The organism is Paenibacillus xylanilyticus (genome assembly GCF_013359935.1).
Lineage (GTDB): Bacteria > Bacillota > Bacilli > Paenibacillales > Paenibacillaceae > Paenibacillus > Paenibacillus xylanilyticus.
In genome coordinates this window covers 1-13144 of sequence record NZ_JABMCB010000146.1, presented here as the reverse complement: position 1 = coordinate 13144, position 13144 = coordinate 1, and the positions used below count along the sequence as shown (strand labels likewise).

The window sequence follows — 13144 nt, the reverse complement described above, 5'->3', positions numbered from 1 at the left end:
GATAACTTTTCTGTAACACATTGAAGAGGGGTTATGATTATGACGAAAAGTAGCATATTGGGTTACCCGCGTATTGGCGCAGATCGGGAATGGAAAAAAGCACTGGAAGCATTCTGGTCAGGTAAGCTGGAAGAAGCAGCGTTTCATACCCGCTTACAGGAGATCCGGCTGGCTCATTTGCGTAAACAGCAAGATCAAGGAATTGATCTTATTCCAGTCAACGACTTCAGTTATTACGACCATATCCTGGATACAGCCGTGATGTTCGGGATTGTTCCGAAGCGTTTTACATATGACGGCGGAGCTGTTCCTTTATCCGTGTATTACGGCATTGCCAGGGGAACGACGGACGCTGCAGCTAGCGAAATGACAAAATGGTTTAACACCAACTATCACTATATCGTCCCTGAACTGAATGATGTAACCCCGTTGTTTACCGAAAATAAACCCCTTATCGCTTATCGCGAAGCCAAAGAGCACCTCGGGATCGAAGGAAAGCCGGTTATTGTTGGTCCGTTGACCTTTTTGAAGCTCTCCAAGGGCTATGATAAATCCGAGACTGAAGCATGGATTGACCGCTTGCTTCCATTGTACACGCAGCTGCTTCAGGAACTTGCAGAAGAAGGCGTTCAGTGGGTGCAGATCGATGAACCCGTACTGGTCACTCAATTAAGCGAGACAGACTTACAGCTGCTGCAGAAAATATATCAGACGTTTTCAGCGGAGGTTCCCCGCTTGAACATATTGCTGCAAACCTACTTCGAATCCGTGGAGAACTATAGCGAAATCATTGCACTTCCGGTGCAAGGAATCGGACTCGATTTGGTACATGGACTCTCCGCTAATCTGCAATCCATCAAGGATTTTGGCTTCCCGGCGGATAAGGTTTTGGGAGCGGGCGTCATTGACGGCCGCGGGATCTGGAAAGCTTCACTGAAGGATAAACTGGCCCTGCTCGAAGAACTGACTGAATTCGTAACACCTGAGCGTCTATTCGTTCAGTCGTCGTGCAGCCTGCTGCATGTGCCTGTCACAACCGAACGTGAGACGAAGCTTGCGCCTGCGCTGAAGAGTTCACTCGCCTTCGCAGATGAGAAACTGAATGAGATCGTTCTTTTGTCAAAAGCCTGCACTTCCGGCAGTACTGACCTCCTTGCCGAGATCGATAACGCAGATCAGGCACTGCTGTCTCTTCAACAATCCGAAGAGCGCAACCGCATCGATATTCAGCAGGCTGTTGCATCACTCCGTGTACAAGAACCAGAGCGCTCCCTCCCATTTGCCAAACGACATGCCGCTCAGCAGGAGAAATGGCAGCTGCCTCTTTTTCCGACAACTACGATCGGCAGTTTCCCCCAATCCGCTGAGGTACGCAAAGCACGGCAATTATGGCGCAAGGGTGAGTTGAACAACGAGCAGTATGCCAACTTTATTCGGGAGCAAATTGATACCTGGATTAAAATTCAGGAAGACATTGGTCTGGATGTTCTCGTTCACGGAGAATTTGAACGCACAGACATGGTTGAATTCTTTGGTGAGAAGCTCGCTGGATTCGCGTTTACCCAGTATGGGTGGGTGCAATCCTACGGTTCCCGATGTGTAAAACCACCGATCATTTTTGGAGATGTGGCGTTTGTCCAGGAAATGACGGTTGAAGAAACCAAATACGCCCAGTCGCAGACTAAGCAGCCGGTAAAAGGAATGCTGACCGGACCGATTACCATTATGAACTGGTCTTTTGTCCGTGAAGATATTCCCCGTGAGCACATTGCTTACCAATTGGCATATGCGCTCAGACAGGAAGTGGAAGCCCTCGAACAGGCAGGGATTGGCATGATCCAGGTGGATGAACCTGCTGTTCGTGAAGGCCTGCCCCTCAAGGAAAATGAACAAGCCGATTATCTTGCCTGGGCAGTCAAGGCTTTCCGCATTTCCACATGCACGGTACAAGAGACAACCCAAATTCATACACATATGTGTTATTGCGAATTCCATGACATGATCGATTCAATTCAAGCGATGGACGCTGATGTGATCTCCATTGAAACTTCCCGCAGTCATGGAGAGCTGATTCACAGCTTCGAATTAAATACTTACAAACTTGGTATTGGGTTAGGGGTATACGATATCCATAGTCCGCGTATTCCAAGTGTGGAGGAAATGACAAACATGATTGACCGCGCTTTGCGTGTACTTGACCCCAACCTGTTCTGGATTAACCCGGATTGCGGTCTGAAAACCCGCGGACGTGATGAAACGGTTGCTTCCTTGCGAAACATGGTTGATGCAACCAGAGTTGCCCGTGAACAATATGATACAGCCAAAGTGCTCTAATCGTTAAAAAAAGCAGGACACCCCACTTCAGTAAGGGTGTCCTGCTTTTTTTGTATTACGTATTTTTGAGGAGAATTAATCAGTGCTTAGTCCTGCAAAAATTCGATCAATGCCGCATTAAATGCTTCAGGATGTGTCGCATTAAAGCCGTGCGGTCCACCTTCTACAACAACAAGGCGACTGCCAGGGATGGATTCATGTGTACGTTGTCCACTGACTTCAAGCGGCACAATAGCATCGGAATCGCCATGAATAACCAGCGTCGGAATATTGAATTTCTCCAGGTCTTGACGGAAATCGGTAAGAGCAAAGGCAGCAATGCAATCCAAAGTACCCTTAGGTGATGCCAGAGCAGCGATATCCCGGTTATATACGCGGAAAGGTTCGCTCACCAGATCTGTACGATCGCCTGCAGCGAAAAAGTTATTTGTAAATCCATCTAAAAAGGCTAGGCGATCTCCCTTAACCCCATTTTGGAATTCTGCAATCGTTGCATCGTCCAATCCTCCTTGAGGATTGTCTTCTGTCTTATACAGGTAAGGAGGCACAGCACCTGCAAATACCGCTTTCGAAACCCGCTCTGTTCCATATGTTCCGATATAGCGAGCCACTTCGCCGCCTCCCATGGAGAAGCCGACCAATGTAGCATCGCGCAAATCGAGGTGTGTAATCAATTTATGTAAATCAGAAGCAAATGTGTCATAGTCATAACCATCCCAAGGTTGGGAAGACTGACCAAAACCACGACGGTCATACGTGATAACACGGTAGCCCGCTTCAATCAGGGCAGGTACTTGCTTCTCCCAGGATCGTCCACTCAAAGGCCAGCCATGAATAAGGATGATGGGTTTTCCCGCGCCATGATCTTCGTAATACAGTTCAATCGGTTGTGCATTCTCTTCGCCTACATTTACTTTAGCCATGGAAAATCCCTCCGTTTAGTTAAGATCTATTAGGTTGTTACTATTCAAATGCTACATATGCAATCTATTATTGTCAATTGTACCCAAGAACTAAATAAAAACATGCTATTTTAACTCGAAGAATAGAGTTTAATTATCAGAGGAGGATCTCTCATGCTGCAGCAAAAAAGCCGCCTGAAAGGCGACTTCTAATGCAATCTACTCGTTTACCGTAAACGTACGATTTCTAACTTGCTTAGTGGGCACTCGCTGCCGCACCGGTTGCTGGTGATCTATGCAAAGCCACGCGTGCTAATGTTATTCCCCATGTAACTGCAGCGATCAAAATAAGATTGATCACGATCGAACTTACGGACGTTCCGCTATATATCAGTCGAACATATCCCCGTACTGCGTTGGATGCGGGCAGGAAATCCCCAATGTGACGATAGAATGGTGTGAGCATTTCCGTAGCGATAATGTTACCAGCTGTCATGAGCTGGAAAGGAATCATGGCCACGTTAAAGAGTGCACCCAAACCTCCAAATAGTACAAAAGACATTTGTGTCAGACACACGCAGGCGATGTATACGAGAATATGGAATCCCCACATTTCCCAGAAGGAAGCGACAGGTGTGACAAACAACATAGCTACACTTGTAATAATTAGAGGAGCTACGATACACACGATTAATAACAGAAGCTGTCTTGCCCAGAAAATGTTCCATCGATCGTACTTGCGGCTAAGCATCATGGTCGACAGATTTAATTGAATGTTCATGGTCATGACTGCGATATAGGTGATAAAACCGAGGATCATGGGCAGCATGCTGAGTGCAAAATTGGTGATATTATTGGTCTTAACCACATTTGTTGTTACTACTTCTTTTTGAACGATCCCCGATAGCTGAGCACCTACACTGGTAGATATGCCTTCTGCTGAGCCTTCCAATATGGATCTGGAAACATCCGAAGCAGCCTGGTTGACATAATACGTTAACTCCCCTTCGCCTTTGTTCATGTTGGCAGCAAACTGAGCAGGAATGCTTACGATCATGCCGATATCCCCATCATTCATCACTTGCTGCGCTTCTTCCAGAGTTGAGTAATTCTCTGTCTTATAAGGCACACTTTCCTTGATCATTTTTTCGATACTTTGTCCCTGGGTTCCATCGGAATTAACGATCCCTATACTAAGTTGATCTACTCGTTCTGTCGCTCCGTTGTATCCTGTTAACCACACAATGGTAAATAGTAATGGAACGACAAACGCAAAGACCAATCCGATCTTGGTTTGCAGAATCTTAAAGAAATCTTTTAATACTGAAAAAACGGTCATGAATTTCTCTCCTTCTTGGATATGCTCCGGGTACTAATTAATAGGCTAGCATATAATAGGCTGTGCATGTATTTCGGCAAAAAAAGTCAGCTGACGGATCAGCTGGAGATCATTTTATAGATTTTGTTAAGCAAAATGGCAAGTTGATCTGCCCCTTCAGGGGTAATTAATTCAATCAACGATTGATCCAAATCATTCATTAGCGGGAGAACCCGTAAATAAAGTTCTTTCCCTTGCTCGGAAAGCCGCAGCAGGATTGCTCGCCGATCAACAGGATCTGTACTTCGAATGATAAGATCCTTCAGTTCCAACCGCTCCAGTGTTTTGCCCACACTCGTTTGATCTTTACCGTGCAGTTCGGATAACTTCTTTTGAGTAATGCCTTCGTTCTTATACAGCGATGCCAGTACACCAAATTGTTCGGGTGTTATACCGTAATCCTGCAGCAAATGAGTGACTCTTTTTTTGTGAACAAAGTATGTTCTGGATAGTAACAAACCGATGGCATCATTCTCTTGATGAGGTGACATTAGGTTAAACCCTCCCCGAAATACTAGCATAGCCTATTAATATTCTTTATGAAGAATATCTTTAATTTTAAACTTTGTCAATCTTTAGTTTCTTCCGGGCCGAACAGCTTCGTGTGAAAAATACATACAAAAGCCGCCATACAGGCGGCTGAGTGCATATCTATTTCGCAAATCCCTTATTGTAAACTCTGATTACTCGAATCGATAGGTCCAGAATGTTTCTTTACCGAATCTGTTCTGAATTTCTTTATCACTCAGTTTTTTGTTACCGACTAGCTCCGCAGCCTGAAATTGCGATCGGTGCGCTTGAATGGATCCCATTTTTTGTTCCAAAAATTCAGTTACATCAACGATCACATCTGCTTTCCCGATGGCTTGCTCATGGTTTTTGGAGAACGCGACGCAATAAACGTTTGGACGCTTCTCTGCCGGGATTCGGGAAATTGTCCGGATGACGGCGGCTCCGGTAGCATCGTGATCCGGATGAACGCTATAACCTGGATAAAATGTAATCACCAGAGTCGGATTAAGTTCCTCAAGCAATGTCATAATTCGAGTGTCAAGCAGGTATGGATCTTCAAACTCGATCATTTTATCGTGAAAACCGAGCATTCTCAAATCCTGAATTCCAATGGCCTGAGCGGACTCTTCCAATTCCTTCTTGCGGATCGCTGGCAGAGTGACCCTATTGGCAAACGGCGGAATGCCCATATTGCGACCCATTTCTCCCAACGTCAAACAGGCATAGGTGACGAAGGCGCCACCATCTATGTATTTGGCCAACGTTCCGGCAACGGAAAAGGCTTCGTCGTCAGGATGGGGATACACAACTAAAATACGTTCATTTTTGTATGTTTTATTTTCCATGCTGTTTCTATCCTCCGCTTTCATCAGAAACTCTCCTGACTCAATTGAAATGCGACAACCAACTTGCCTTGACCATCATGGCCAGCCAAAATTAATCGTTCCTTCTCATTTTCGTCGATGTGTGTAAGGCCTTCTGCATAAACCCAGCCTGCGGTAGTCTTTAAACCCACTCGGTATGGGTTCGTACCGGAGATGGATCCCTGTGTATATCGTATGGTTGCATTCGAAATAAAGGCCGACGCCGGGTGACGAGTGCTGTCGAAATGATTCGCGTATGCACCTGTGGTCATTTCGAGGTGTAAGTATAGATCCTGATCAATTAGGGCATTGATCCGGGCTTGGACATCTTGAGGTTGTATAAGTTGCATAGTAATCTCCTTATGGTCTAAAGATCTAAAATACTAACTACATCTTAACATATGTCAGGGGAGAAAGAACAATTAGTGAGTACATGCCCACTTTATTACGAATAGTTTCTTTTCATGAGTAAAACTGCTGCATGCTTCAATTCGTGTATGAATCGAATTCTGCTGTAAATGAAATTGCCGTCCCATTTGCAGTCTCATCCTCCGGTTCAATGGCAATCTTGCCGTTCATCAGTTGTACAATTCGACTGCAAATCGCTAGACCCAGCCCTGTCCCTTCAGTCCGGCGAGTTATGCTGTTATCAACCCGATAAAACGGATGGAACAACTGACTTCGTTTCTCCAAAGGTATTCCGATCCCTGTATCCTTGACCGTAATTTGAAGCCGAACCTTGCTCTGATCGCTTGAGAGAAGTTTTGCCACTACGTTAATGCTTCCTTCATTCGTGAATTTCAATGCGTTTCCCAGCAAATTAAGAATGACTTGTCTGAATCGTCCGTCATCTCCAATTAAAATCTCTGGAATATCGGTATCAATGAACACGTTTACTTGAAGTTTCTTATTTATAATACCTGCATGAAGAATTTCCAGCGTCTCTGATATGGCTTCCTTGACACTAAATGCCTCCTTCAACAACTGCTCATGGTTGGAGTCCAATTTACTATAGTCCAGGATGTCATTAACAATTCTCAGCAAGGACTTTCCGCTTTTTTGAAGAGTGGCGACATACTCCTTCTGTTTGTGACTCAGATCAGTCGCCGCTAACAATTCCGTTATACCCATGACCCCATTCATAGGTGTCCGGATCTCGTGATTCATCGTAGTTATAAACTCATTCTTAACCTGGTTGGCCAATTCCACTGCTTCTTTTTCAATTAGAAGGTGCTTTTGTTCATTCAGCAGCCTCCTTTGTACTGATAATGATGGAAATACCACGTCTTCCGAAGCTTGATGACTATAAAGAGGTGACTTAACAAACTCCAAATCTGTCATCATATACTCATGTTCCCTCATCATTTTGAGCTGCAAGGAAGAAGAAATGGTGGCTGCGTTATAAGCACATACGGATACCATCCCAAACTCCTGCACTACACCACATGTTTGCCGCTCGTAATCAATCAGATTATCTTGGATCTTTGCTTCACTATGCTCTCCCCACGTCATTACATTGGCCCAGGTGCGGATGGACTCGTTCTTTTTTTGAACCGATCCCATCAAATCTTGAAAATGAGTTAATATGTGCTGAAAGTCAAAATCTCCCCGCGATCCATAATACTCCACATTGTTTGCATAATGCAGATAACGAAGTTGATCATTTGATATAACCTCAGTCAGCCTTTTCATAATTTCATCATATGTGGTAACTTGCTCTATCAGTAATATGTGATGACCGTGGTCAATACCCGTTATGATATAAGATACAGCATTATCAACATAACGATCGAAATCCTCGAACAAGTAAATAATATGTCCTCCGTCCGTGACACTGGTCAACGAATTTAACGGTACTGCTTGTTTGTTCATATAAGGACTCCTTGAATATTTCTTATTTTCTACTATAGATGATAAGGATTCATACGTCACACTATATTATATAAACCATTTGAGTTGATCCTGAGCATAGATAACGTAAAAAAGCCGCCAATAGGCGACCTTTTAGTTAATTCATTATTGTATCTGATTGATTTCAGGAGATCGAAACTAGCACCCCATTAACAAATGTCAGGTTATTCTCTAAATTTACTCTTTATTTCAACCAGTTTCTCTAAATGAGGTTTAATCTCTCTCAGGGTAAAATCTTTAATCTGTTCTGTACTCGCGAAATCTCCCCACTCCATATTGTAAACGGCCCTATCCTTGAAAGATTGCAGTGTTTCATCCAATGACCTTAACTCATTGGCAATGGATACAAGCATACGTTTAGTATCCTGGGGAATTAATTTGGGTTGGTCTTTCCAGTAGTTATAGCTAACCTCGTACATTGTCATGAATATATCAGCTTGCAAGGCAAGCATAAACATATCCTCCTGGTTTTTAGAAGTCATCACGGTGTGATTCGCCATAAACCGGGGATCCGAATCGGATACGTAACTATCACTAAATTCAATAAGCGTTGCAAGATATTGATCGGCTTCTTTCGATCGGGTCTTGGCCAGCTCGATAAGCTTCTGGACTTTAGCAGGATCTTCCTGATCACTCACCTTACTGATTTTCTCTATGGTTTCAGCCAGAGGAATATACGAATGTCCCTGTCTCAAAAGTGTTAAGAAACCCCTATTATTTTTGACTTGGTAAAGCTCCTTTAAGTTGTCCGTCTGTTCTTTCGCAGTATTGTATCGATAGTTAAAGAACCCGATAATGAATAGGAGAATTGCTGCAAAAAGCCAGAGCTGCTTGGGGATCTTCTTATTCAAATGATCATCTGCCGTTCCTTGAGGGATTATATGCCAGGAGTAACGTATAATAATTGGCATATCTGAGCATTGTAGCATACCACCAACTCAACGAATACAGGAGAACATTTCCAAATCATTTAACTGGATGTTCTTCTCTTTCCAATAAACCATCCCGAAATACCAAACAAAAGAATCCCAACAAACACGAGAATTTTTTGGGACGGATCGAAATTAAAATATGAAGTAAGTGAATTCTGTACGGCGCGTATTACAATAACCAATAAATAAGTAATGATCCATCCAAAAATGGTTCCAAGCAGTGTCCAGTTTAGGACTTGATCCGATCGACTAGGCTTTACTAAAAAATAGCATGCAACGATCGCAATTAAAGGCAGATAATAATACATCGATAACGGAGATAACTCCATGAGCACACTAAACAACCATAAACCGATGATCCCTCCATATATGAGGCCCTGAAGATTCATCTTTTTATAGAAAATGATGTACAGCCCGAAGAATAAGAGAATAAGTACCGGCAAAACAACCAGGCTGGAAAGAAAGATTCGCAGACCTGGAAAGATGCCTGGTCCTTCATCCGGAAGTGTCCCTATATAAAAAATGTTAATTAAAGGTATGGCGAATAAATAGAGTGCAAGGACAGTAATTATACTTCCGAGCAGCGAATAAACCATTTTCATGATGAGATTCCTCCCTCACTACGATCAAGTTGTACATGATGAGACGGAGTCAACTAAAGATCATCCCCGTCATAGTAAAAATAAGATTCATATAGACGTGCATCACAATGGAAGCAACAATCCCCTTAGAACGTATGGCGACCCCGCCCATAAAGAAGCCGCCAATGGCAAAGGCGATACACACCCAAACCGAAAAACCCAAGTCATAATGAGACATGCCAAATAGAAGACTAGTCACAATTAACCCATAGACGTTCCCAGACCATTGGACATATTGGTGTAATGCAACACCTCTCCATACCCATTCCTCCAAGATTGAGTTCACCAGAGAAAAAATCAGTCCATAGTACAACAAAAGTTTTAATTCATTTCTCTCTAGATCATTTAAATAGGAAAAGATAAAGTAAAACGTCCCCAGCGCCATGATCACAGCAAAAATGATAAGAAATCTCCATAGCGGATCTGCCTTTCCGCGCCATATAAAGGGAAAAGAAATGCTTGCCCGAAAGTTTCCAACACGAAGAATTTCAGAAGGGAAAACGTTGCGCGGACTTATAACCAAGAAAGGCAGTACATAGGCAATCACACTAAATCTTGAAACAATAATTCGAACTTCGTCTGGTACTCCTTGAGCATAACAAATGGCGTTAATCCATTCCCTTAGAAAGTGAGACATGGTATAACCGATCAGGAAAATAAGTATTATTTTGATACCCGGCCGAATCAAACTCTTGATTTGCATCCTTGGCTCCCCATCCATTTTTAATCTTACACTATGTATTAATAATAAAAGATTCCGATATGGTGTAACATAACATAAGGTAACCACAGACTCAAAGACTTAATTACGACTGAAAATCTTGCAAATGCTGCTGGCTGCCTTCCTCATAGAACGACACTCGCTAGTACAAAAACAACCCTGACAACAAGGTTGTCAGGATTAGCAATACTCGTCCATTTTTTGATTACTTATCATTCATTGTAACGACCAGAGTTCTCGGTAATCCATTCTTAATGGTGATCGAGTAAGGACCTTCCTTAAAGTCAAAGCTTTTACTTTCCAACGTCTCCAAATCGACATCCTTATAGCTTGTTAAGATTTGATTCGTGGTTTCCTCACTAATATCCAATGCGTGTAAAACAAGAACCGGATACTCAAGGTCAGAGCCAATATAGTAAATCTCGTTTAAAGCTCCATTTTCTTCGATTTCAAAATGAATCATGTTCGTGTACTGATTGTTATCATTAATCATTGCAGGATCGGATACCGTAATAATAGTGCCTTGTCCGTCGTAAAAGGTTGTTCTTTTAAAATCCAAACCTTCCATTGAGATGGGCTGAAGGAAATCCAGGTCTTTATTTTGGCTGACAAGTTGGTTAAATTCCTTTATGAAATCCCGCAGTTCTCCTTCCGGAGTGTACTTTTTCTCCTCTGCCTTTGGCGCTTCAAACAATTTTTTCTGAGATTTGAACAAAACCTGATTCTCTTTTGAAAATTCGATTCGTACCGTGGCATCACGTTTAATTCCATCTTGACCGTTATAGATCCATACATCATAAGGATTATTTGTTTCTTTCTCGGCAGGCGCCCCTGCCAGTTGTTCAACCTCCGATTGGCTCATTCCCTCCTGGATTTGCTTGTAAACCTCCGGGGTCAATCCGTTTTTACCACCGCAGGCAGCTAGTAATGACAGAAGCAAGACCGAGACCCATGTGTAATTCCATTTCTTCAAAGCTAATCTTCCTCTCTCCTATGTAGTGGACACGACAAGAAACAAGCCGCATCCGGCAGCTTTCACGGTTGAAAGCAAGGCCTTCATTGTCTGGTTGACTAATTATCTTCAAATCCTTATTTTCTCTTATGAAGCAACTTTTGTATATAGATATAAACCAATTTAGGTATTTTGACACGTGTATGACTACACTAAAACAAGAAGAGATTAACCATATAATTTCTCTTTTTTCATCTCGTTTGTCTCTGTATGATTAACGATAGCTCTACATATGTTCACGTATAAGTGTCTATCACTAATCTTCAATCATATCTAGAACACGGCACCGAAAGGAGATAACTCTACATTGAAAGCTTTCATCCAATTGCTGCATTTTGGCTATCATCAGGCGATGAGCTGCATTTTTCCTGTGGCCATATTCGGCACGCTAGCCCTTACCAGCGTAATAGAAATCCCTTTTTTCCATCGCTATGATGCCATCCTGCTGATCTTGCTTGGCGTCCAGTACCTCATGTATCGCAGTGGATTGGAAACACGGGACGAAATCAAAGTCATATGTGTCTTCCACATCATCGGATTGGTGTTGGAGCTGTACAAAGTCCAAATGGGTTCCTGGTCCTACCCCGAGCCCGGATATACCAAGCTTTTTGGTGTACCCTTGTACAGTGGTTTTATGTACGCAAGTGTAGCGAGCTTTATGTGCCAAATCTGGCGCAGATTACGCATGGACATGACGGGATGGCCTGGATTCACACCATCGTTCCTGCTGGGAGGAGCCATCTATCTCAACTTTTTCACCCACCATTTTATACCTGATTTTCGTTGGTGGCTCACGGCGCTGGTGTTTATTGTTTTCTGGAAGACATGGATCATCTACCGCGTACGGACGAAGACATACCGCATGCCTTTGTCGCTCGCTTTTATCATTGTAGGTTTTTTCATCTGGGCAGCCGAAAATATTGCTACGTTCTTTAATGGTTGGAAATACCCTGACCAGCACGATGCCTGGCAGTTGGTTAGTTTTAGCAAAATCAGCTCGTGGTTTCTTCTGGTCATTATTAGTGTCATCATTGTTGCCCAGCTTAAATATGTCAAAGCGAATCGTACCGCAAGGGGCCCAAGAATGGATTAGACTGTTTGATTAAATAGAAGTTGGCTATTTATAAATAACTTCCTTTAGTAAAAATTAGGAGACTTGTTCCCTTATTAAACGTATAACAAAGAAAGTCATCCTAACTTAGAGGGGGGTTTTTAATGGATGAAGAAATTTTCTTGGCTATTTGGATTCATGTTGGTAGCAATCATGTTAGTCATTGGGTGCAGTCAGGCCAGCACACCGAATGAATCCAAGCTGCCCTTACCTAATGAAAAATCAACCCTGTCACCCACGGAAGAAGCCACCATTGCTGCTCAAGTTTTCAAGACGAAAGAATATACCATCGGCAAGGTTCCGGAATGGCCTTTGCTCGAAGATGTTGTTCTGGAACGATATGCAGAAATGGAGCCATTCTACGCAGAACGTTTTGCTGACAAACCGGTGAATTACAGCTACGTGCTCTTGGCTTTGCGTGCTGCGGGAATCCAACAAGCTTCACTTCAACCAGAAAATATGAAGTTCACGGTTTATCAGGAGCTTGAGAATTACGTAGATCTGGACTATACGATGGATCTTATGTTAGACAAGCAAAACGGAAAAATAGAACGTGTTCCATTGGAAGGCAGACTATCACTTGTAAATAAAGATGGCGCTTGGCTTATCCAAGCTGATGATTTTGACGATGCGGCTTTTTTAAAGTTAATACCTCAATAACAACAAATAAAAGGACGCCAAATGCTGGTATTATCCCCTTTTAGTAGACAAGAGAAAAAAGACATCTGTTAAGATGGACTTAATCTTGCCAAACGAAGGGGATTTTTTTATGGCTAAAAAAGGACAAACTTTCCGGCGGTACTCCTTGGAATTGAAATTGGAGGCG

General features: G+C 42.9%; 13 protein-coding genes. 3 read left to right on the top strand and 10 right to left on the bottom strand.

The window, feature by feature from the left end; all coding sequences use genetic code 11:
* The first annotated feature begins 39 nt into the window (after positions 1 to 39).
* Positions 40 to 2334, top strand: coding sequence for a 5-methyltetrahydropteroyltriglutamate--homocysteine S-methyltransferase (gene metE, locus HP552_RS04085; RefSeq protein ID WP_175394354.1), 2295 nt, complete (start codon positions 40 to 42; stop codon positions 2332 to 2334).
* Positions 2335 to 2420: 86 nt separating this feature from the next.
* On the opposite strand, the gene HP552_RS04080 is transcribed toward metE, so the two are convergent.
* The 10 genes from HP552_RS04080 to HP552_RS04035 all read right to left on the bottom strand — a co-directional run bounded on the left by HP552_RS04080 (position 2421) and on the right by HP552_RS04035 (position 11168).
* Positions 2421 to 3257 (bottom strand): alpha/beta fold hydrolase, encoded by an 837-nt coding sequence (locus HP552_RS04080; protein WP_175394353.1) that lies wholly within the window; start codon positions 3255 to 3257, stop codon positions 2421 to 2423.
* A 235-nt stretch (positions 3258 to 3492) separates the two neighbouring features.
* A complete protein-coding gene (locus tag HP552_RS04075; protein ID WP_175394352.1) occupies positions 3493 to 4575 on the bottom strand; it encodes a YhgE/Pip domain-containing protein in 1083 nt (360 codons plus the stop codon).
* Positions 4576 to 4673: 98 nt separating this feature from the next.
* Positions 4674 to 5105: a MarR family winged helix-turn-helix transcriptional regulator gene (locus HP552_RS04070; protein ID WP_175394351.1), complete on the bottom strand. Its 432-nt coding sequence runs from the start codon at positions 5103 to 5105 to the stop codon at positions 4674 to 4676.
* Positions 5106 to 5297: 192 nt separating this feature from the next.
* Complete coding sequence (bshB2, locus tag HP552_RS04065) at positions 5298 to 5972, bottom strand: bacillithiol biosynthesis deacetylase BshB2 (RefSeq protein WP_175394350.1); 675 nt, start codon at positions 5970 to 5972, stop codon at positions 5298 to 5300.
* 23 nt (positions 5973 to 5995) lie between these two features.
* The gene (locus HP552_RS04060; protein WP_175394349.1) at positions 5996 to 6340 is read right to left on the bottom strand and encodes a YojF family protein; all 345 of its coding nucleotides are present in this window, start codon (positions 6338 to 6340) and stop codon (positions 5996 to 5998) included.
* A gap of 136 nt (positions 6341 to 6476) precedes the next feature.
* Positions 6477 to 7862 (bottom strand): MEDS domain-containing protein, encoded by a 1386-nt coding sequence (locus tag HP552_RS04055; protein WP_175394348.1) that lies wholly within the window; start codon positions 7860 to 7862, stop codon positions 6477 to 6479.
* 203 nt (positions 7863 to 8065) lie between these two features.
* Entirely contained in the window at positions 8066 to 8752 is a 687-nt protein-coding gene (locus HP552_RS04050) for a hypothetical protein (protein WP_175394347.1), read from the bottom strand.
* A gap of 119 nt (positions 8753 to 8871) precedes the next feature.
* Complete coding sequence (locus tag HP552_RS04045) at positions 8872 to 9435, bottom strand: hypothetical protein (RefSeq protein WP_175394346.1); 564 nt, start codon at positions 9433 to 9435, stop codon at positions 8872 to 8874.
* A gap of 49 nt (positions 9436 to 9484) precedes the next feature.
* Positions 9485 to 10177, bottom strand: coding sequence for a CPBP family intramembrane glutamic endopeptidase (locus HP552_RS04040; protein ID WP_175394345.1), 693 nt, complete (start codon positions 10175 to 10177; stop codon positions 9485 to 9487).
* A 223-nt stretch (positions 10178 to 10400) separates the two neighbouring features.
* On the bottom strand, positions 10401 to 11168 hold the full coding sequence (locus HP552_RS04035) for an outer membrane protein assembly factor BamE (RefSeq protein WP_175394344.1): 768 nt from the start codon (positions 11166 to 11168) through the stop codon (positions 10401 to 10403).
* A 346-nt stretch (positions 11169 to 11514) separates the two neighbouring features.
* Between HP552_RS04035 and HP552_RS04030 the strand changes: the two genes are divergently transcribed.
* Positions 11515 to 12300, top strand: coding sequence for a DUF817 domain-containing protein (locus tag HP552_RS04030; RefSeq protein ID WP_175394343.1), 786 nt, complete (start codon positions 11515 to 11517; stop codon positions 12298 to 12300).
* Positions 12301 to 12426: 126 nt separating this feature from the next.
* Entirely contained in the window at positions 12427 to 12978 is a 552-nt protein-coding gene (locus tag HP552_RS04025; RefSeq protein WP_175394342.1) for a hypothetical protein, read from the top strand.
* Positions 12979 to 13144 lie beyond the last annotated feature (166 nt).